We start from the raw sequence: 24,054 nt of genomic DNA on the forward strand, positions 1-24,054 counted from the left end.
ATATTACTATACAGTAATATAGAAAGGACGCAATGAATACTTTTTATAAATATATTTCATTTATACATAAAATAACTTTAAAAAAGAAAAACACTTTAATTATTCCGTTAATTTGATTAACAATCTCATTAATTTTTTTAGTTTCAGTTGTTTCTTTTGAATTAAATAATAATGTAAAAGCTTTAATTTTTTACATTATTATCTTTATTGAATTATTATTAACTTTATTATTCTCTTCAATTAAATCAATTAATATCTTTAAAGATTTAGAAGATGAAGGAATTGAACTTTTAACTTTATCTAAAGCAATTTCAAGAAAAAGTATTATTTGAGGTAAAACAGTAACAAACTTTTTATTTGCTTTTTATTGATCAATTATTTTAGCAATTTCAAATTTTATGATCTTAGGAGCATTAAAAGATCAAAATATTGTAGCATTAGGTTTTTTATCAATTCCAATTTTTTCATTTGGTTATATTTTATTTGGAAATATTAGCTCTTTAATTGCTTATAAAGTTAATGCTAAAGTTGCAATAACTATACCTTTAGTCTTATTTAGTCCTTTAGTAGTTGGTGGAACTATTATTTCAACTAAAAGTACCTCAACAAGTAATAATATTGCTTATTATTTAAATGCTCAATATCAAAACAATCCTTCTGGTAATTTACCAAATTTGGAAAAATTTTATTTAAATAACCAGAAAGACACTTTTTATATCATTGCAAATGGTAATGATAAATTTACCTTGCGCAAAGATCAAGTTAAATATTTACAAGAAGCATATAATTATTCTAAGAATTCAGCATTAGAATGACAAATTTATTCATATTTATCATTACCATACCAATTTGTTGATTTTTTTAATTTACAAAATAAAAATATTGCTGAAACTTTCTTAGAAACTTCAAGTAATAATTTAAGTAAATATATTTTTTATAAAAATCAAGATACTTATACTTATAATTATGATTTAAATAAAAATGTTAATTTAAAACTTTATCCAATTACTGATCAAATTATTAAAAAACAAGATGCTAATGGTAATTATTTAAAAAATGAAGCTGGTGATGATATTATTGAATCAAGAACTCATAAAGATGTTTATTTAGTTCCTGGAGCTTTAAAAACTTATAGCCAAATTGAAAATTTAGTTAATACTAACTTAATTTATGCACGCGAAGGAGCTGAAAGTTTTGCACAAAAATTTCCAGAAGATAAATTTATTTACTCCGCTTCAGATAATTTAGTTGGTGAAATTAAATGAAACTATTTAAAAGAATTATTGGAAAATAAAATTTTCCAATATTATTCAAAAATACTAATCCAAGAATTAAGTAATGAATTAAAAGAAGCTTCTTTAGATAATGTTCATGAAGTTAAAGGCATTATTTTTCGTTTAATTTCTAAATATTTAAAAACTGATTCAGAATGAGAACTTTTAAAAATTCATGATGTTAGTTCTGTTGTTTTAAATAAAGATTCTTTAGAAAATCGTAATATTAAAACAATTATTGAGAAAAAAATATACATTGCTTTAGGACTTATATACTATTTATATTTTACTTATAACCATACTTATATTGCAGATGCTATTTTATTTAATACTTCAACTAATAACTTTGATCCTCATTCAATTAATTTAGATATTGAAGGCTTTAGGTATAACCTTGGAGGATTTAGCAACTATGTTGCTAAACAACAAATTGAAGAAGATGAAAATAAACAACGTAAAGTTGTAATACGTTATGAAATTGAACCTTCAAATAACTATGTATTTCAACCTGTACAAGAAATATGACAAGTAACTAGAAATAATATTCAAACTGTTAATAAAAACTATTACTTTTTAATTTGAATTGCTTTAATTGCGTTATTTGTTAGTTTAAATAACACTTTATACTTTAAAAAGGATTATAAATAATGGAAAGAGATATTTTAGAAGTGAAAAACCTAAGTAAAATTTACTCTAATAAACATGAGCAAACGGGAATTTTTGAACTAAATTTTAATGTCAAAAAAGGGTCGTTTCATGCTTTTATTGGTGAAAATGGTGCAGGTAAAACAACCACGATTAAAACCATAATTGGAGCTTATATGAACTATACTGGTGAAGTATATATTAACCAAATCAACATTAAAGATCATAAAAGCCGGCTTGCTCTTGGTTATATTCCTGAAAATGCTATTTTCCCTAAAGAATTAACTGTAGTAGAATATTTAACTTATTTAGGACAACTTAATGGAATTGAAAAATCAGAGCTAATTTCAAAAATAGATTCATATTTAGAAGAATTTGAAATTAGTGCTTTAAAATTCAAAAAACCATTTAATTTTTCAAGCGGACAAAAAAAGAAGGTTTTATTAATTCAAGCTTTATTAAATAATCCTCAAATTATTATTTTGGATGAGCCAGCAGCTAACTTAGATCCAACTGCTCGCTATCAACTTTTTAGCTTACTTAAAAACTTACACCAAAAAGGAATTACAATTTTTATTAGTTCACATATTTTAAGCGAAATAGATAAATTTGTTGATTCATTAACTTTAATTCATAAAGGCAAAATTGTTTATTCAGGTCAAAGATACACATCTTTAGAAAACATTTTTTATGACAAAGTTATTAAAGCTTAAATTATTTTATTTAAGTTTTGCAACCTTGCCTTTATTAGTTTCTTGTAATCAAACTAAATCTCTGCAAGAATCGCCTTATAAAGATTTAGTTCAAGAAGATTATGAAGTTAAACCATTAATTCAAAATTTTGTTAAAGATAATCTTTTTCAAGGTGATCAAAGTAAATTAAAAAGTTTTTTTAATGAACAATTAAGAGTAGAGCAAAAATTTAAACAAGAAGTTAACATGGCTTTAACTTTTTCACCTTTATTTATTCCTAAAATTGAAGAAATAGCTGAAAGGTGAAAATTAAAAACAGCTCTTAATTCAGTAAAAATTATTAGTCAAACCTTGCAACAACGTTGATATTGATATTTACAGAATTTAGATAAATTTACCTTTGTTTTTAATAATTGAATGCCTAATTTTAAAGAACATCGTGCACAATATCAAAATCAGTATAAAGAAAATCAACTAAGTTTTGAACAACATTATGCTAAAGAAAAAACTTTAAGCAAATCTTTTTTTGGTTATAAAATAGTTGAATTTAGTAATGAATATAATTTATGATTAAATCCTACTAACCAATTTTTTAACCATAAAATTACTTTTTTAAGGTTAAAAAACCAAGAAAATAAAAATATCTTAATTCCCTTTTTTTTGTACACTAAAACAAAAGAAGCTCTAGAAAAAGAAATTTTATTGACAGGGGAAATTTTTACCTTTGATAATGATGAATCTAATTGAGCTAATTTATATTCAAAATTAGCTTCATACATTATTCAAGGAATGCAATATTATCCAAATAAAGAAATAGAGTATTACAACAAAACTAAAGATGAAAATGAGCAAATTAATCAAAATACAATTTTGAGCCAATTTAGTGATCAATATTTTTTAAATCACTATCATAAAAATAATTATTCTAATGCTTTTTATTATGCTAATGAAGCATTTAATAAAAACCAAACAACTAACAAAATGCAACGTTATACTTGGGGGTTTATTGATGAAAAATAAGTTTTTAAAAGTTAGTTTACCTTGCGTTATTGCCTTGCCAATAATTACCACTTCTTGCGTTGATTATTCAAAACAAAATGAATTAAACAAACTAATTGATAGTTCTGATGCAATAGTTTCAGTTTCTGATGATAATAAACTTAAAACTCACAAAAGCATTTTAAATACTTTATTAAATAATGCCTTTCGTTCTGATAGTTTAAAAATTCAAGAATATATTAATTTACAAACCAGCAAAACTAATTATGATAATTTAGTAGCAAGTTATAAAACTATTAGTGAAAATTTTAAATTAGCAGATGATAAAAAATCATTTGCTCAATCACTAAATGATTTTTATAGTCAAAATTGGTATTTTATCTTAAATAATTTAGATAAATTTGATTTTAACTTTATTGAATTTGTTACTGTTGATTTAGCTAAAAACTATGCAACAAGTCAAGAATACCAAGATTTAATGGTAACTAAAACTAACCAATTAAAAAATAGCAAACAACGTAAGAGTTGAGAATTTGAGAATTCTTACTTAGATGGAATTAGAGAAGGAGTTGAATCTACTGAACTTGGCGATGTTGTTGTTTATTATGTAAGAAAAAATAAGCTTATTTTTCGTATTGTAATAAATAACTTAAGAGCCCAAAACACCCAGCCAATTGTGCAACTTAGACCAATTAATTGGTATTTTAGTGAATCTAAAGCTAATACAATTTCTCCTTCTTTAATTTCAAATGTTGTGCACCAATTATTTATCCATGGATATGAGCGTGGCAAAGAAGAATTTGAAGTAGAAATGGTTCAAAAACAAAAGTATGGTTCACCAAGTTTTGTTTTTGCAACTTGAAAGGATAAAAGTGTTTAAAAAACTTAGAAAATATTTTGCTTTAATTCCTATTATGTTTGCTCTTACTTTATTTATTTCAAGTTGTGCTGCAAATAATGAATCTAAAAACTTTCAAACTTTAGAATCAATTAAAATTACTAGTCAAAGCCAAGTAGACCAAAACTGAGATAATTTTATTAAAAGAAATTATATTCAAACTATCTTAAAATCAATTTATAAAAATAACACAAACAAACAAGATGAATATATTCAAAGTCAGAAAAATCTTGGTCAAGCTTATTTTCAAGAATTAAAAACCAAAATTAGATATTCAAACAATATTATCTATCCATATTTTAATAAAGAAGAAGAAAAGTTTCAAAGCAATCAGGCACATTATGCTGCTTTAAGTGGTAATAATGCAATTGTTGATTTATATACTAAAAATTGGTTATTTTTCTTATATCATTTAGATAAATTTGTCTTCTTACAATATACTGAATTACAAGCTTCTGATGAAACTTCGAATGATTTAATTGATGAAATTGAAACAAACAATTTAATTTATGATGCTTTTTATTCGCCAGCTGATAATCAAATCATTGATTTTGTAGTACAAAAATATTATTCTGAAGAAATTATTAATCCGGAAACAAACCAAATCCAAAAACCATACGAAATTAGAATTTATTTATTAACTAAAGATGGAAGAATTATGCATTTTGATATAAGCGGTGATGAAGCAAATAATTCAATCTCGCGAACATCACCCCCATCATTACATAGCTACTTATATTCATATCCAAAATTAATTTTAAGTAAAGATAAATTACACGATTTTGATTTAAAAAAATACGTCGAAGTAGCTGCTGAATGAGATGATGAAAATTATAGTTTTAGTGATATTAATAAAACTTTATTTGCCGATGAATATGGAACTAAAGAATTTCGTTACATACTAATAAGTATTAAAGGATAACCCATGAAAAAATGACTCTTAATTTCAAGTATTTTACCATTATCTTTAACTATTTCTTGCTCATCAAATAATAATAATGATCAAGATCGTAATCAAAATATATTAACTAGCAAAAATGTTATTAATATAACAGCTAAATTAGGAATTAGTGATATTAATGCTTCAATTAATAATCCTAATTTAAAATGAAATGATTTTTTAACTAAATTTAACAGCATTTTATATACCGATCCATCATACGAAACAAAACTAAGTAATGTTATTAATGAAAATTGAGCATTGTTTATTTCAAACTTAGATTATTTTGCTTACTATAAATATCCAACTACTAAATGATTTATGTACAAAGAAAAAGAAAATGCTAAATATTCTGATTTATATAAACATAGCATTGGATTAATTAAAATTGATAATGAATCAATCCCTCATAGTCATATTAAACAAGTTGATAAAATTATTGGCTTTAAATCTTTCAGTGATATTTCTGATGCTTTTACTTCTAATATAACTAATAATACTAGAATTTATGTCTCTTTTGGTAGAGTCATTATGCAAATTGAAAAAGAAGGTACAAAAGTAAAGATTTTACCTCAATTTTTATACTTTATCAATGAACCAGGCGCATATTCGGGTGCCATTGATGCAAGTAGGTTAGAAGTAGTAAAAGAAGTTTTAAATGTGCATCCAGATAATTTTACCGAAACCTTAGGGGCAATTATTGACCGAACCACTAAAGAAATTGGATACCCAGCATACGTTTATTTAGCTAAAAAATAAAATGATAAATACTCAGCTTTGCTGAGTATTTTTGTATGAAACTAAAAAATTAATTTAAATATAATTCTTAATACTACAAGTTTCATAACTTTTTACTTCCAATATATATATATATATATAATTAGTATGAAAACATAAATTTATTTATTTTAAATTTAATTACATAAATATATACAACAATTCATTATGGAGGTAAAAATAATGAAATTACGTAAATTTACACTTATAACAACAAATATTTTAACAATTACAACCTTAGGGGCTGTAAGTTGTACTTCACAGCAAAAACCAAAAGATCCTGAGCCTACGCCTCAACCTGATCCTAATGTTACAGCTGCAAATAGTTTTAAAACAACTCACTCCGAAGTTTTAAATAAAACTATAAGTAATATAACTTTACCTGATGAAGCTAAGGTTACAGCTGCTTTAAATGCCTATAACTCATTACAGCAAGCTGTTAAAAATAATTTAACAAGCCAAAAAACCTTATTAGATAATTTAAATGCTAAGATTTTGGAGCTTAAACAAGCACAAAACAAACCAGCTCCAGCACCTGCTCCTGATCAAACTGAAGCAGCAGCTAATAATTTTAAAAATACTCATGCTACTGTTTTAGCTAAAACAGTAGATACTCTTGCATTAGAGGATGAAACTAATGTTAATAATGCTTTAAATGCATTTAATAATCTTGAACAAAATGTTAAAGATAAATTAACTAGTGAAAAAACATTATTAAATCAACTAGTTGCAAAAATTGCTGATCTAAAAGAGCAAACTCAAAATAATCAAGGAACTGGTGAAGCTGAGCAACCACAAAGAAACACAGGACCTAACTTTGGTGGTACTGATCAATTTGGTGGTGATCCAGCAAATCCTGTGACATTAAATTTATTTGAATTTAGTGAAGCTGATGACTTAGGAGCTAGATTTGATAAATTATTAAAAGAATATTTAGCAAAAGATGCACAAAAGAATGACCAAAGATTAAAACAAATGCAAATTTATGGTCCTAATAATGAAACAAACCAACAAGTATACCTTTCAATCCAAGGATCAGGTGGTAAACCTGAGACAGCTCTTTTAAAACTAAAAGAAACTTTTGAAGTAGCAAAACTTGAAGGAACAGTTAATAATCAAAAGAAAAGATTTATAGCAGAATTTAATACTGAAACTAGAGTGTTAAAAATCAAATATAAATATGATAATAAAGAATACTATGATTCATTAACTATTCCTGCTGCTAAGCCTGCAGCGCCTTCTCAAGATACGCAAAATAACCAAGAAACTCAGGTTCCTAAAGGAACTACTCCTTCAAATGACAGCACAAACCAACAAGGTAGCTCAAGTCAGCCAGGAACTACAACTACTCCTTCAACAGAGCAACCAAAAGAAGAAGAGAACAAAAGTACTGAAACTCAAAATCCTGATGCAAACAATACCCAAAATAATGGAGGAACATCAGGAGGAAATACTGATGGAAATACACAAGTAACTCAAAACAAGGAAAATACTCAAAGTGATGCTAATACTGAATCTGGTTCATCAACCCAAGCAGATGCTCCAGATCAATCTGGAACAGCTAGCAACTTAGATAATTCAAAAAGTAATAGTACTGAACAAGTAGCTCAAACAACAAGCGAAGATGCTAGTGCTAATAATCAAGAAAAAAATAAATCTACTCAAACAACAAAAGAAGCTGAACAAAAATTAGTTGACACACAACTTAAATTTGAATCACTCACAGTAATAAAAGATACAAATAAAAGATATATAATCTTCAATGTAACTTCATCTAAAGATCTTTATGAAAAAATTAAAGATAAGGATTTTAAATACATATTAAATAAAGGAAATTTGGAAGCTGATGATACTACAAATGGTTCAAATTTAAAAACGAGAAAATTATCTGAAAGTAATGGTAAAGTAACTTTCCAAATTTTTCCAGGTTACCCTTGGGAAGATGGAACATACACATTAACTAACCTTTTTGATATAAAAGAATCTAATTATAATTTATTAAATAAGAATTATAAATTTACTCTTACTAGTGATAATGTTGTAATGGACAGTAATTAAAAAACTAAGTATTTTAATTAAAAAGAAAACTAGACAGAAAAGTTAACATGAAAATGTTAACTTTTTTTGTTGTCATTCATTGGTACCAAAGAAAAAAAATTGAAAAGAAAATATGAAAAGACATTTAAAGAAAGAAGAATTTGTAAAAATATATGAAGAATACCAAAAATGAGGTTTACCAGGTGCTTTTTTGACTATTTACCAAGTATCACCAGAAAAAAACATTCAGATGATTTGTTGCAAATAACCAAAAGATATTATGAAATTACCAACGAATTACCTAAAAGTAAGAAAGTTATTGAATCTAAAAACTTTACATAAGTTATATTAAACTTTCAAAAGTTATTGCCATTTCTAGGCAAACAATTTTTAAAATTCAAAAAAATTAAAACTGTACAAAAACTCTAAATATAGTGATGTAATTGAAAAATCATTTGCAGAAACAAAGTCAAGATACGGAAGGTTAAAACTAAGGTTTATATATCTCAAAAATATAAAATAGATATAAATAAACGTTCTTTAGGGAGGTATATTAATCTTTTAGGGCTAAAATGCTTTGTTTACTTAATTAGTTTATTTTATTTACAATTAAATTCATTTTTATGCTTAAATAATTTTACTAGGTAATGAAGCCAGTTTTGGAATTTTTAGATTTGTTATTCTAGATTAGTTGTGGTCTTTAGTTCTTCAGTTAAAGTTTCAAGTTTTGTAAATTCTTCATAATTTAGTTTTTAAAGCTTTCATAAAGAACATAATATGATTTATATTCATTGAAAGAAAAAGAATTAATTTTTCAAAGCCTTTTTAATACACTTAAAAGCATATGTGGAAATCTTTCAAATTGCTCTAAGTTCATTTTATGTTTTAGATTGTGAGTAATATGGTTTATTTACTAGATTATTACGTAAACTTATGATAAGCAGATTAAGGTTAGCAGTTGTTAAATATATAGTATAAAATAAGTTTTCAATATTTATGTTTGATCATTGTTTAATATGATTTATTAAATAGTATTTATAATAAATAAATTATCGAATAAAAGATTCTAACTACCAGTTAAAATTTAAATAAAAAAATATTTGGATTATTTAACTATGGCAAATTTTGCTATGTTTTTATCCAAATATTTTTAATTTTAACGTTTAACTAAGTATCCATCTCTTAACGAATCAAGCAAGACATCAGTCATTGTTCTGGCTGAATAACGGTCAATATTATTTTCGCGGTAATAAATATAGGCTAAAAGTTGGTCTGATCAATAATTACTATATTTAGTAAATGCACTACGATTACCAATTATAAAATCAGTATTATAACCATTTCAATTTCCACCAATTGCATTTTTTTGTTTCATGGTTAATTTGTTATATCTTTCACGATAATGGCTAACTGCATCATTAAAGGCATATTCTAATGATCAAACTACAGCTTGTACTCCATCAAGTCCGATATTTCAGAATGAACCACCTAAATTAGCTTTATCTTTTAAGAATCAAAGTAATAAAGTTGTAAGTCTATAAGCTGCATGATATTCATCATTTGCTTTAGGATTATTAACATTATAAATATTATTTGATACTTTTAAAACCATTTGCCTAAAAATTGGTCGATAAATTATTTTTAAAATATCAGCAATACGGTGACGAACACTTAAAATACTAATATCTTGGTATAAACCATATCCTTCATCAGCGCTTACAGGCGGCTCAGGAGAAGGACTTGGACTAGGGCTTGGAGCTGGTGTAGCTCCACCTCCGCCTGAGCTACCACCAGAAGCAGGTTTTTTCAAGAAAGTATTATAAACCATTGAATAAATACCAGTCATTGCGCTTCTACTACTTGCACTAAATAATCTATTAATAAACATTACATAATCTGAATCACCTAAACTATCAATCATAGCTTTAAAGAAATTAACGTTATTAAAGATTTTACTTAATTGAATACTCTTATAATCATTTGTTAAAATAAAGTGGAATGCTCCATCTGTAATTGCACGGATAATAAGTGAGGGATCATCTCGTTTAACTTGAGAAAAATCAATCGTCTTAATTCGCTCATAAATTTTATCAATCATAGCTTTTAATTCATTTCGATCAGCTAAGAACTTAAAGAAGTTATTAACCATAGTATTAACCATAGTTACATCTGAACCAGTAAAATTAAGCATGATTTGTGAATCTCTAAATTTAGAAATTAATACTTGAGCTATTCCTTGAGTTAATCTTGCATCAGGATTTTTAAGAGTTGTTTTAATTCAATTATAAAAATTATCTTTTAACTTAGTTGATGTTGCCTCATTTGTGCGAAGTAAAGTATTAAGAGCTGTTAATCAACTATTATTTTTTTGGTATTCATTAATTCTAGTAATAAAATCACTAATTGAAGTATTTAATGCTTGACGTAAATCTGGATTATTAACAGCAAGCATTAACATATCTTTAACTAAATTAATATCTATTTCAGGGTAATTACTTACAATTAAATTAGCTAAGCCAAGTTCATCAATTACAGCTCTAATTTTATTTTTATCATTAATAAAATTATTAATTGCATCAGTGAAAAATTCAATAATCAACCTTGAATTAGTTTGAATTAACTGATCATTTAATAATTTTTTAACAGTACTAAAATCTGTTAATTTTAAATTAGAACTAAGTTCACTTGCAACAATGCTTGGAATTTGTTTTAAATTATTGGATCTTGAAATAGTGTTAAAGATACTTCTTAAAGCATTTTGGAAGAGTTCTTGGCGAGCTAAAAAGTCTCCAAAACCTTTGCTAAGATTTAATTTTAAAGTATTAGTATTATTTGTAGCCCTGATATTTAAAAATTTAATTGCTTTATCAAAGATCTCAATAATAGCTTTTTGTGCATTAGGCTTTTTAAATCCATTTTTAAGAATTTCAATAATTCGAGTTTGGAATGATTGTTTATTTTGCTCACTAGCAAAGTATACTTTAAAAATTTGCACTAAGCTAGTAACATTGGTAAACTGTGATTTATTATTTACAATGTAAATGAAAATTTCACTTACTAAATCTTTAATAGCTTTAGGATCTAAAATATCATCAATAATAGCACTAAATTGATTTTTTTCAATTAAATTACGGGTAATAAATGTTGTTGAAGATTCAGGAAGCATACTTCAAGTTAATTCCCCAATTTTAACTTCTTTAATTAATAATAAAGTGGCATTTTCAATAACTTTAATTAAATCTAGTTTACTTAATTCAAATGCTGAATTATTTAAAATATCTCTAAAGATTTTAGCAGCTTGACTATCAAAATCATTTCGCTGAACAAAGTTTGAAACAGTTTTTAATAGACTATTTAAGATATTTTCAAAACTAAGTGAAGTTTTTGAAACCTTGAGCTCATTAATTAAATCTGTAGCTAAATTATCAGAAATTTTTAAAGTATTATTAATAATTGTTGCAATTGGGAATGAATTTTTAACAAAGGTTTCAGGATTTGAAACTTGTTTAAAAATATCACGATATTTAGTTGCATTAATTTCTGTTGTGATTACTTTTGCAACGACATTTTGGAAATTATCACTTGATAAAAGTTTATTAATTACTAATTTAATTAAATCAATTGTATTAGATGAAACACTAGCTTGGTTTAATAATTTATTAAATAAATCTCAAAAATCACTAGCAGTTTTAAAACTATTTCAATTATTTAAAAGCAAACTAAATAAACTTTTGACTTTAATTGAGATTTGAGAATCTTGTAGAATTAATTTTAAAATGCTTTCTAAATCATTAGTTTGGAGGTTGTATTTGCTCAATAAACTTCCTTGAGTTAATGAATTAGATAAATCTTTAATTAATTCATTATTTTGACTTACTTGGCTATAAACATTATTAAAAATTAATTTTAAATCATTTAAGTTTTGTGTTAAAGACTCAAAATGAATAAAGAATTTTTTATAAATGTTGTAAGAACTTAAATTAAGCTCGCTAAATAATCAATCAGTTGTTTTTTGAGTTACAGCTTCAATATTATTTGAAGTAGTAATAAACTCAAAAACTTTAGTAAATAAGTTAGGCAAGATATTAATATCTTTTAAATAGTTACCAAGATTATTAAGTAAACTTGTAACTAAATTAGCTTTATTAATACCATTTAAACTAATTTTAAAGTTTCTTGCTAAATTATCAATTAATCTTAAAACTAGTTCCGTAGATTTAGGGTTATTTTGCAATGAATTAATAAAATTAGTTAAAAGGGTTGTTAAAGCATTTTTGATATTTGGTTTAGCAAGTAAGTTTTTAATTAAATCATAATAATTATTAGTATGAGATAACCAAGAAGTATCATTAATAAGTTCAGGAACAATAGCAGTTACTGCATTATTTAAAGTATTATTGTTTAAAACAATTTCAGCAATTAATTTTAAACTTGTTTTATCAACAATAGTTAAAATTGAGCTATTTTGATCTAGAGCATCAATTGTTTTAAAAGCAATTTCTTGAATAACATTTTTATTTTTTAAACCAATTAATAATTGTGAAAGGATCTTTGCTAAAGTCTCTTTATCATTTCTAAAAATATCTAGATTTAGAAGTTTATCAACAAATTCTTTTGGATTATTAGTTAATTTTTGTTGAATAATTAGTGTAACATCATTACTAATTGAGCTAAGTTGAGCAAGCATTTTATCAAGCGATGTTTGGTTGCTTGCTACTTTTAATTTTTCAAAGAATTTATCAATAATTGGTTTAATAATCTCAGTTGTATTTAAAATAGTATTTAAATTATTACTAATATTAGTAATTAAATTATTGATTCTAGTGTCATTAACTTGCACACCATATGTGCTTAAGGTACGAATTAAAAAGTCTTTAATAACTGTTTTAACTGCACTTGAATTAACTAATAAATCTTGGATTAAGCCATTAACATCAGTTTCAAGTTGACTAACATTAACTAAACTTAAAAGTTTTTTTAGAACATCAAAATATGAAGTTACATCTTTAAATTCATTAATTTTAGTAATAAAGTTATAAACTGTATTTTGCAAGATTGATTTAAAATGAGTGTTTGAAGCAATATAGTTAACTAGAAGTTTAAATGAATTAATTGGGATAAATTGTTCAAGTGTTATTTTAGTGCTTGCAGGTAAGGAATCAATTAAATTATTAAATGTTCCTTGTGCATTTAAAATGTCAATGATATTAGCTAAAAGTTTAGTTAAATCATCTTTATTTTCTGCAAATAATTTTGAATTTGCTAATTCTTTAATTAATGTTATAACTTTAGTTTCTTTGGTTTGTGAATCACCAAATTGACTTTGGAGTGCTCCTAAAATTATGTTACCAAGTGAACTAAAATCAAGTTGATAGCCATAATTTTTCAGAGCATCAAAAATAGTATTAAAAATTAAACTACTGAAATTTAAATGTTTATCAATTATTTCATAAACATCAATAACATTGGTAACGATACGTTCTTTATTTGTTATACCTTTAAAATATTGTTCAAAACTTTGATTATTAAGAGTAGAAGTTAAAAACTTTTTAAGTCAATTTTTAAATTTACCATTTAAAACTAGGTCTTTAATAAATTTAGTGAGTGGATCTTGCAATGTAGTTTTTAAACTTGGAATACTAAAAATAGCTTTAACTAAATCATTGTAACTTGTTGCTTTTTGCAATGATTCTAAATTATCTAAAGTAGTATTAACAAAAAGTTTTAAAATGTTTTTAAATTCATCTTTTGCTAAAAGTTCGCTGAAGGCATTTTTTAGATTATCATTAATACCTAAGCCGCCAAAAATACTAATATTAACATTAGCCAAAAGATTGCTTAAATTATCTTTAATAAGAAATTTAGCAATTAATTTTTCAATTATATGTTTAACAAGTTCTCTTTCTTTAGTTAAGAAATCAGAGCTAATAATTGCTTTAACAAAATCATATTCACTTAAATTAAGTGCTTTTGTTAAATTATCAATTAAAGTAGTTTTTAATGATTCAAGTGATGTTATATTTTTAAGTTGCTGGTAACTAAAATCTAGCAATTTTTGAATTAACGAAACATTTGAATTATAATAAATAATATCTAAAATAAATTTTTTTAAATTATTAAATTGATTAGCTGTTATTTTCTTAGTTGAATCCAGAATTTGATTTTCAACTAAGAAATTATTAATTGGTTCTAATAATAGTTGCGAATTATTAATTAATTCTAAGCTAAAAAATTCAATTACTTTAAAAAAGTAAGTTTTATTTTGTTTAATTACATTTGAATTAGTTGTAATGTATCTAATAATTTGATCAACTTTATTTGTTAAATCACCAAAAAGATTAGAAGCTAAATTACTAATACTTAGTTTATTTATAATATCAGCTAAATTTTGGTTATTAGCATCAGATAAAGAATTAACTATAAATTCAATTAATTTAGTATTTAAAGTAGCGAATTTATCAATTTCAAAATAATCTTTAATTAAGTTTTTAAGAAAAGCTTCTGTAGTAACTTGTTTATAAATTTGAGGATATTTATGTTTAATTACTTGACTTAAAACTTCAACTATCGAATTAGCTCATGGCTCTGTATTTATGTTGTTTAAGATAGTTTCTAATAAAGTTTTTAATTTAGTTTTATCTAAAGTTTTAATTACTTTAAAAACTAAATCATTTAAGGAAGCAATGTTGCTTAATTCATTGTTATTATTTAAAATACTTTCAGTTAGTTCAAACAAGTTTGATTTAAATTGTGAGTCATTTAAAACTATGTTTAATAGGTCCGTTAAATCACTTAAATTAAGATAACTGTCAAGTCCAACTTTTACATTTGCAGGCAAGAATGCTTCAAATAAATTTTGAAGCTTATTTTTATCTGCTACAAAATAGTTATATATATTTTTAAAAACTTGTAAAAGAGCGACTTTATTTTGGTTGATATAATTTTGATTTAAATTTTTAATGATTCTAAGAATATTAGTTTCAAGTTTATTACCACTAAATTCACTAAATAATTCATTTGTGAAATAACTTAATAAAGTATTTAAATCACTAAAATCACCTTGGACAAATTGATTTAATGCACTAAAGAAATGCTTAATTAAATTTAAATTTTGTAATTCACTTATAAAAGTATCATAAGTATTGCTTAAAAACTCCGCTTTATTTTGTACATTTTCTAAGATTCAACTATATTCTTCATTTGTTAAAATTGAATCAAGTAAACCAAGAACTATTTTTTTAATTCCTGGATCTTGATGCACAATTTTAACAAAATTATTAATATCTTCACCTAAAGCACTTAAATTACTTTGGTTGTTTAAAATAATTTTTAAAGCACCAACCACTGAATTAGCTTGCTTTAATTCATCTAGTTTATCAAATAATAAATCAATTGCTTTATTTAAAACATTGTGAAATGATTCATTATTATAAATTAATGAAATTGTTTGATTTAGCTCTGTTTTAATTAAATTGTAAGGTAGTTTTTCAGGTAATAAACTTTCAATTAATTTTGGAAATTCAGGAGATTTTATTTTAGTTAAGAAGTCTTTTAAAAATTCTTTCAATAAATCTTTGTTTTGGCTAAAAATTGGTGAACTTAAAATAATCTTATAAAGATTTAAATCTTTTAGATCAAAGAAAACTTTAAATTTATCTAATAAGTTAGTTGTAATTTGATCTAAATTATTAACTTCACTTAAACTATTAAAAATTAAATTAAAGAATTCTTGATATTTATTGGTTTGATTTAAAACATGCTTAACACTTGGGATAATTGCATGAATTAAAGACTCATATTTTGTATCAATAGCATAAAAAGTATCTTTGGAAATTTCGATTAAAGTTTTAGCTAAGGTTTTATTTAATGATAATTCTTGAAATATCTCGCTAGTAAGGTTTTTTAAACTAGTTTTAATTAATGCTTTAACATCGCTTTTAACTAATAAAGCATTAATTAAAGAATTAGTATCATTAACTTTATCAATTAAGCTTTGATCTTTAATTACTATTTTAATTGCATTATAAATAATATTTTTAGTTTCATTATTATTTAAAATCGCCACAAATAACTTAGTGATTTCTTCTTGGTCTAAATATTTTGCAACATTTAAATTAGTCAATAAACTTGGTAAGTTATCATTAACTAAGTTAACCAATAATCCTTTAGAATTTAAATCAACATAAACTAATTTAGCGATTGTTCCAATAAATTCAGCATTATTTTTAACATAGTCTTTATTAAGAAGTTTTTTAACTAAAACAATTGGGTTAGCAATTCTTTCTTTCACTACACTAAGAAGTTTATTCGGTAAGCCTTTTAAGGCATTTAAAATATCAGGATTATTTTTAATTTCTTTTAAGTAACTAAAGAAAGCGTTAATTAAGGGTTCAAGTAAGTTAATCTCATTTATAATAGGATTTAGATCATTAATAAAAGTATTAATAAAAGTATGATCACTTGCTGTTAAGGCAATGTTAGAAGAAGCAACATAATTAGTTAATGAACTAGTTAAAAACTTTTTAAATTGACTTGAATTACGAATTGAATTAATTAAAGTAATTATATTTTGATTTGCTTTATCTAAATCAAAATTACTAATTATTTTTAAAACAACTTCATTTAAACTTTGAACATTTTTAAAACTTTCATAATTTTTAATTGTAGAATCAACTGCTGCTAATAATAATTCTTTTGTTTCATTACTATTTAAGACAAAAGAAAGTAAGTTATTTAAGTCTTCTTTGTTTAAATACCTGCTAATATTGTCATCAGAACGAATTACATTAGTTAACATTTCACTTAATGAACTAATATTTTGTGAATCTAATATATTATGTAAAAGTTGTGACAATAATTCTTGGTGGTTAGTAATTAATTTTGAACTTGCTAAATGCTTAATAAATTTAACTAAACTTGCTTCAGGATCTTTATCAAAAAAGATTGTTTTAACTGAATCACTTAATGCTTGAGACACAACTTGAGTAATATTCCCAAGTCCTTTAGTGGCTAAATTATTTAAAATATGGTATAAAACATTATCAACAATTTTAAATTCAGTATTTAAAATTTGACTAAGTTCAAACCCATCAATAGTCGCTTTTTTAATATGGTCTTTAGTTATATTTTTAGTTAAATTAGCATTCTCGAGCAAGTTATAAATTAAGTTAGTAACTAAGTCTTGAACAGCTGGGTTTTGAACAATATATTTAAAATTATTATTAATTAAAGTTGATAATTCTTGGTTATTGGCTTCATTTGCTAAAAAACTATTTATAAATTGCGATAAATTAGTAAGATTGCTAAAATCTTGTGATCTATAAATAAAGATATCAATTAATTTTTCAATTAAATTACTAAATTCAGTTGAATTAAGGATATTAGCAAAAATATCACTTAAATCATTTTTTTGAATTTTATAATCTTTTACTAAGTTATATACAGGCTCAGTTAATAAATTATTAATTGAAGTTTTATATATACTCAAAATATTTTTAACAATTGTTTTTAAAGCTTTTGAAAGTTCATTTTTATTATTAGTAACTAATTCACTTTTAGCAATTGAACTAATAATATAAGATAAATTATTTAAGGAGAAAATGTTATTTGAAACAATTGTTTTTAAGGTTTCAAAATCTAAATTTTTCTCTTTAGTTGCTAAATCAATTTGTAATTGAATATTAGCTAAAATTTCAGCTATTTTATCTGATCCTAAAATATCAGAAGCTAAACTAGCAAAAAGGGTATTTCCTTTATTTGATTTTTTATAAAGTATTTTTTTAAGAAGACCATCAGGATCAATTTGATTGTAAATAGAATTATTAGTCAAAAAGTCTAAAACATCATTAATATAATAATCAAAAATATAAGCTAATTCTTTAAGACGTTGCACAAAGTTTAACGGAGTTCTTAAAACATCAATGGCATATTCGTAATCACTAGTTTTATTTAAATATTCATATGAACTATTGCCAAGAATCATTTGATCTTCAACGTTAACAGCAATTTGATAACTAGCAGTGTTTGCATCAAGATTTAAATATTCTTGGTTAAAATCATAATTCTCATAATATTTTTTATTTAAATATGGCTTAGTAATTTTTAGATATAAATCTAAGGCAATTTTCTTATACCCTTTAGTACCTGGGTGAATGTCAAAAAAGATAGCAGAAAGATCTTTGGCATTTTTTGTTCAAAATTCATTATTATAAGTATGAACATAATTAATTTTTGCTGCATCAGCAACTTCTTTGAGTAAATCATTCATGATTTCTTGCAATAAATCAAAAACTTTAATATTGACTAAATTACCAAGTAAATTCTGATTAATGTACTGATTTAAAACATTAAAAAGCATTTGTAATGGCATTGGGTAAGATATTATGTTAATATTAGCATTTGGTGCTAATTTTTTTAATTGTCTTGAAAAAGCAACTAAACGTTTTTTCATTTCTGGCAACGCTTTTTGGAATAATTTATTAACAAATTTGATCGCATCACCTAAAACAGGTTTATTTTCAAAAAACTTTTGAACTAAATTTAAAGTATCACTATTACTAAAACTTTCAAATAATAATCCAAAGAAATCATTTGCTCCTAAAGTAAAAGTAATTAAGTTAGCATTTTTTAGCTCTGCAATAATTGCTTCTTTTTTATCAATAAGTGATTTAAAAATGACACTATTATTAGTGTTTAATTTTTGATTATCTAATTCAAAATTGAAAAACCTCATTCAATCTAAAGTAGTTGAACCACTAATAGCATAGTTGTTAAATGATTCAACACGATTGTTTTGATTTAACATTCTTGCTAAAAATGAGGCAAACGATAAACCTGAAATTGAATTATTAACTTCTAAAGCTCCTTTGTAATCTTTAGGTAAGGTACCATCAAATCCAGCACTAATTGAATCTCCTAATGAAATATATCTAATTTTCTGATTTGATTGAATTAAGTTATCAGATACTTTACGTGGTACATTTACTTCAACTGTATTATCAGTTGTTTGTTTTGCATTTCCATTCTTAGGTTCAGTAGTAACAAAGTCAAATTTCTCTTTTTCTTTTTGTTCTTCTTGAGATGGGGTTTTTGGATCAGTAGGATCTGAACCTCTAATACGCTCTGAGCTACCAGGTGCTTGACACGCTGTAACAACACTAGTACTAATTCCCAGTGCTAATAATGTTATAAATAAACTTCTTTTTTTTCTAAATTTCTTTTTCATAATATCTTCCGTTTCTGTACCTTTTTTAAGTTTTGAGGCCATATAATATATTATATATATTATCATACACTAAAAATAAAAAAACAAAAATAAAGGTTAAGTTAAAAAACAAGTGGTTAATACACTTGTTTTAGTTTGATCTTTAAGAAAAATTTTAATTACTTAGAAGTTAAATTAATTTAGGTGGAAACAATAATATTTATTTTTAGGAAGTTTCTAATACTATAAAACCAAATAAATTTAATAACTTTCATTAATTTATTTTTATTATGTTTATTAATTTAGCTAATATTATTAAACAAGTTTAAAAAGTAAATATCATAAAACTATTAAATTTTATAAAAGGTTAAAATTAGTTTGTTTTTAGTAATTATTTTAATAATTTAGAAATTATTAATGCGCGCTAATAATTAGTAAAAATATTAAATCAAATAACTTTTATAAAGTTTTAAAACTAAAACAAACTGTGATCAAATAGTCGGTTTTAGTTTAAAACTATTATTTAATTATTTAGCTTTAATTATAATGGGAAAAAGGTTTAACTTCTAAAAGAGTTTTTTAATCACTCGTAATTTTGCACTTTTAGATCTTTTATTTTCTTCTAGTTCTGTATTAGAAGGCAATATTTGTTTTGTGAGATATTTTTTATCCTCTTGCACAGGCATTTTATAAGGAATGTTAGAATTTGTAATTTGTTTAATAAATTTCTTAACAATGCGATCTTCAATTGAATGAAAAGTAATTATTGCTAATATACCTTGTTCTTTTAATAAATCTAATGCATCTTTAAGCATAATTTGTAATGAACTGAGTTCATTGTTTACTTCAATTCTTAAGGATTGGAAAATTTGTTTGGCAGGGTTTTTTTGTCTTAAAATTGCTGCAGGATATGCGTCTTTGATAATTTCCACTAGTTGCAAAGTAGTTGTAATTGGCCGGTTGCAAATGATGGCTTTGGCAACTTTATTAAAAAGCATTACATCAGCGTAATCACGAAAAATTTGGCATAAACTATCTTGTGAATAAGTGTTAATTAATTCCAAGGCAGAAAATTCTTGCTCTTGGTCCATGCGCATATCTAAAATGGCATCTTTATTGTAACTAAATCCCCGTTCAGCTTGGTCTACTTGTGGAGAAGAAAAGCCTAAATCAGCTATAATTCCATCAACATGATTCACGTTTAATTCGTTTAATTTTGATTTTATATTTTTGAAATCACTTTTAATTAAACTAAAATTCGGACTAATTTTTGATAAGCGTTCTTTTGCTATGTTTAATGCAAATTGATCTTTATCAAAACAATATAAATGTCCCGTTGTGAGTTTTTTAAGAATTGCTGCTGAATGACCACCCATACCTAATGTTAAATCTACGTAGATTCCATCAGGTTTAATCTTTAATGAATCAATAGTTTCTTTGAGCATTACTGAATAATGTAACTTATCTATTATTTTTTTGCGAAAGTTCTTGTGCTATAGCAGCAATGTCTTCTAAAGAATGCTCATTAACAAAACTATTATATGATTCAGCAGACCAAAGTTCAACTAAGGTTCCTACACCTATAAAAATTATTTCTTTTTGGATGTTGAGTCTATCAACCACTTGTTTTGGTAAACTAATGCGATTCATATTATCAAGAGTAACTTCAAAACTATTTCCTAAAATGGATCTAGTTATTATTCGAGCCTTCTTATCAAAGACACTTTGATTTTCAAGCATTAAAATATACTTGGCAAACTCTTCTTTAGTACGAAGATCAGCATTACCATCAAAGCCAATTGATATCATAAAATTTGCTCCTAAGTACTCTTTAATATGTGGTGGTAAAACAACTCGATTTTTCCCATCCATATTCCGCGAATGTGTACCATAAATAATATTTGACATTTTTTCCCACCATCCAATATAATTTTACCACTTATTAACACAACTTCCAAGTAAAAAGCAATAAAAAAATGAGCTTTTTAAACAAACTCATTTTATAAAGGTTTTTCAAAATTATTCTTCTTGCAATCATTCAAAAGCACTATTAACATCAGAAATATCACCAATGATAGTTACAATATCATTTTGGTGTAATGGAGTTGATCCAGTAGGACGGATGCTTATCCCTTTAGTTTTGATTAAAACTAAACTTACTCCACGCTTATTAAAATCAACTTCTTTAACTAATTTATTATTTAATTTTGAATTTTTTATAGCAGTTGTCCCAATAACAAAGTCATCACCAATTTCTTGTAAGTTATCTGAATATCTTAAAAAAGAACTATTTGCAGCTATTAAAGCAGTACGTTTTCCTGTTTCATATTCAGGGCTTACAATTAATTCAACCCCAATTTGGCGCAAAACTCTTGCGTGTCGTGGGGTAGTTGACCTTGCGATAATGTTTTTAGTTCCTAATTCCAAAAGAGCAGCCACTATTTCAATATTATCTGGAACAGCCACAACTACTGTTCCAGTAGTATTGATTTTGTTAGCTTTTAAAAGTCTAGTATCAGCAGCATCACCAACAATTAAATTTTCAATATCATCTTTGTAGCGGCGCAAGTATTCTTCGTTATTATCAATTAAAGTGATTTTTTTATTTAACTTTAATAATTCATCTACAATAGCTTGTCCAAAGCGGCCAAGCCCAATTACTACAATATCATCTGAATATCCAAATTTCATATTTTCCTAACCTATAACTATATCAGTAGTTATATATTCATAATGTCTTTGATTACTTTTTTTACGTTTTCAAACTAAAAGTGAAGAAGAAATTCCAAATTGGCCAATGAACATCACAAAAATTAAAGTAATTTTTGAGATGATATTCAAATCTTTCGTTATTCCAGTAGAAAGCCCAGCAGTTCCAAAAGCACTAGCCACTTCAAACCATATATGTTCAGCCTCATATGAAGTTGCATCTAATTGAAAGTTGCGGTTTAATAAAATTTGGTCAGTATTTATTTGACCTCCTAAAATATCAAACGAAGTAAATAAAATAAACGAAGAAGTAACTAATACAATTAACCCAATAATAAAGACTTGTCCAGCCATAAACACTGTTTCTGGGTTAATACTTCGTTTAAAAATTCTTACTTTTGAACGATTTAAAATAACTGAAACAATCGTTAAATAAACAATGGCAAAAGTTGTAGTTCTAATTCCTCCCCCTGTTGAAGAAGGGGCAGCTCCTATAACCATCATAATTAATAATACAAAAAAACTACTTCTAGTAAAATCACGCATATTAACAGTTGCAAAACCAGCACTACGAGTTGATAAGGAAGTAAAAATTATTGCAAAGACTTTGTCAAAAGTTGAACCATACATTTGACCGTGAGTTAAAAAGTCTTTTAAAGTACCTTCTTGTGCCGATATTAAATTTCCACTAGAATCAAAAACTTTTATTAAATTTAGATGTTTTTTATTTAAAAGATTAAAAAATTCTCTAGCTACATCACTTGTTAAAGTTGATTGATCTTCTAAATTTGGTAATGATAGTAATTCTTGATAAATTAGTTGACCTTGCTCGCTAGTGTTTTGACTATATTGATTTAAGACTAAAACTCATTTGCTATAATCATTTTTTAATGAATCTGGAACATAAACTTTGTTCCAAATTGTATTAGCATTAATTGATAACGTTTCGAAGCTAATTAAAATGCCAAAACCAACTAAAAAGATTAAAAAATAACTAATAGTTGAAACTTTAGTAAATAATAAAAATCTGTATTTATGTTTTTTTCCTCTAAGTTTATGCTTTATATAACGATTTAAATCATATAAAACCGGAAAACCGAGGCCACCAATAATTAATAAAACTATAAATCATAGTTGTAAGGCATAGTTTTGGTAATATGGCATTAACGAGCGACCTGAAATTAAATCAAAACCAGCATTATTTATTGCTGAGATGCTATGAAAAAAACCAAACCTAAAAGCCAAAGATCAATTTCCTTGAGGGTTAATATAACCATCTAAATTTTGTTTAATACCAAAAGTATGAATTGGCTCAGCATAATAAAAATAAAAACTTAAAGCAAAACCTGAAACGAACGAAACAGCTAAAATAAATGTCACAGAAGTAGTTAATAAACTTCCAATTTTATTAACATCATTATGGTTTCTTTCATACTGTAACATTCTATAAGCATTCATAGTTTTAATATTACGTTTAAAAATAAAATTAAAAATATAAAATTTTAAAACAAAGATTCCAAGACCGCCCATTAAAATCAAAATAGCCAGAAAAATTTGTCCTAGAATATTTCAATGCAAGTATGAATCATAAACAACAAGGCCAGTATTACTAAAAGCACTTGAAACCGTAAAAAGTGCATTTAAATAATTTTTTGGCCTATATCAATCTTCATCTGGGTTAACCTGGGTAATTGGACTTCATAAAAATAAACTAGAAACAATAATGATAAATAAATAAGTAAATAATAAATATTTTAACTTAGATAATTTTGTTCATCTATAATATAAATTATTAATTATTTTAAAAAGTGGATTATACTTTAATTTAGCTTTTAATTGTGGATTTAGCATTTTAAATTAACCTTTATAGGAATAAAAA

Annotated in this window: 13 protein-coding genes; 8 read left to right on the forward strand and 5 right to left on the reverse strand. The window is 24.9% G+C overall.

From position 1 onward, the window contains the following. Positions 1–32 precede the first annotated feature (32 nt). The 8 genes from EXC44_RS00285 to EXC44_RS04035 all read left to right on the forward strand — a co-directional run bounded on the left by EXC44_RS00285 (position 33) and on the right by EXC44_RS04035 (position 8,531). A complete protein-coding gene (locus EXC44_RS00285) occupies positions 33–1,922 on the forward strand; it encodes an ABC transporter permease (RefSeq protein ID WP_129620883.1) in 1,890 nt (629 codons plus the stop codon). Continuing rightward, a complete protein-coding gene (locus EXC44_RS00290; RefSeq protein ID WP_129620885.1) occupies positions 1,922–2,632 on the forward strand; it encodes an ABC transporter ATP-binding protein in 711 nt (236 codons plus the stop codon). Before EXC44_RS00285 ends, EXC44_RS00290 begins: the two co-directional genes overlap by 1 nt. Beyond that, the gene (locus tag EXC44_RS00295; RefSeq protein WP_129620887.1) at positions 2,610–3,632 is read left to right on the forward strand and encodes an aromatic motif membrane protein; all 1,023 of its coding nucleotides are present in this window, start codon (positions 2,610–2,612) and stop codon (positions 3,630–3,632) included. Before EXC44_RS00290 ends, EXC44_RS00295 begins: the two co-directional genes overlap by 23 nt. After that, on the forward strand, positions 3,622–4,491 hold the full coding sequence (locus EXC44_RS00300) for an aromatic motif membrane protein (protein ID WP_129620889.1): 870 nt from the start codon (positions 3,622–3,624) through the stop codon (positions 4,489–4,491). The genes EXC44_RS00295 and EXC44_RS00300 overlap by 11 nt, the downstream gene beginning before the upstream one ends. Then, positions 4,484–5,431: an aromatic motif membrane protein gene (locus EXC44_RS00305; protein ID WP_223213743.1), complete on the forward strand. Its 948-nt coding sequence runs from the start codon at positions 4,484–4,486 to the stop codon at positions 5,429–5,431. The genes EXC44_RS00300 and EXC44_RS00305 overlap by 8 nt, the downstream gene beginning before the upstream one ends. A 3-nt stretch (positions 5,432–5,434) precedes the next feature. Then, positions 5,435–6,208: a hypothetical protein gene (locus EXC44_RS00310; protein WP_129620894.1), complete on the forward strand. Its 774-nt coding sequence runs from the start codon at positions 5,435–5,437 to the stop codon at positions 6,206–6,208. Positions 6,209–6,409: 201 nt separating this feature from the next. Next, positions 6,410–8,284 (forward strand): hypothetical protein, encoded by a 1,875-nt coding sequence (locus EXC44_RS00315; protein WP_129620896.1) that lies wholly within the window; start codon positions 6,410–6,412, stop codon positions 8,282–8,284. Between the two features lie 112 nt (positions 8,285–8,396). Further along, positions 8,397–8,531 carry a hypothetical protein gene (locus EXC44_RS04035; RefSeq protein WP_268811770.1) on the forward strand — a complete coding sequence of 45 codons (135 nt, stop codon included), beginning with the start codon at positions 8,397–8,399 and terminating at the stop codon, positions 8,529–8,531. 888 nt (positions 8,532–9,419) lie between these two features. On the opposite strand, the gene EXC44_RS00325 is transcribed toward EXC44_RS04035, so the two are convergent. The 5 genes from EXC44_RS00325 to EXC44_RS00345 all read right to left on the reverse strand — a co-directional run bounded on the left by EXC44_RS00325 (position 9,420) and on the right by EXC44_RS00345 (position 24,026). Then, positions 9,420–19,529, reverse strand: coding sequence for an SGNH/GDSL hydrolase family protein (locus EXC44_RS00325; protein WP_165001828.1), 10,110 nt, complete (start codon positions 19,527–19,529; stop codon positions 9,420–9,422). Positions 19,530–20,032: 503 nt separating this feature from the next. Then, positions 20,033–20,935, reverse strand: a complete 903-nt coding sequence (gene rsmH / locus EXC44_RS00330; protein ID WP_129620902.1) for a 16S rRNA (cytosine(1402)-N(4))-methyltransferase RsmH — start codon at positions 20,933–20,935, stop codon at positions 20,033–20,035. Then, the gene (locus tag EXC44_RS00335) at positions 20,928–21,374 is read right to left on the reverse strand and encodes a division/cell wall cluster transcriptional repressor MraZ (protein ID WP_129620904.1); all 447 of its coding nucleotides are present in this window, start codon (positions 21,372–21,374) and stop codon (positions 20,928–20,930) included. The genes rsmH and EXC44_RS00335 overlap by 8 nt, the downstream gene beginning before the upstream one ends. 111 nt (positions 21,375–21,485) lie before the next feature. After that, positions 21,486–22,157 carry a potassium channel family protein gene (locus EXC44_RS00340; protein WP_120161235.1) on the reverse strand — a complete coding sequence of 224 codons (672 nt, stop codon included), beginning with the start codon at positions 22,155–22,157 and terminating at the stop codon, positions 21,486–21,488. Positions 22,158–22,163: 6 nt separating this feature from the next. Then, positions 22,164–24,026 carry a TrkH family potassium uptake protein gene (locus EXC44_RS00345; protein WP_129620906.1) on the reverse strand — a complete coding sequence of 621 codons (1,863 nt, stop codon included), beginning with the start codon at positions 24,024–24,026 and terminating at the stop codon, positions 22,164–22,166. Positions 24,027–24,054: the final 28 nt, after the last annotated feature.

The sequence above is a fragment of the Mycoplasmopsis bovirhinis genome (genome assembly GCF_900660515.1).
Taxonomy (GTDB): domain Bacteria; phylum Bacillota_I; class Bacilli_A; order Mycoplasmatales; family Metamycoplasmataceae; genus Mycoplasmopsis; species Mycoplasmopsis bovirhinis.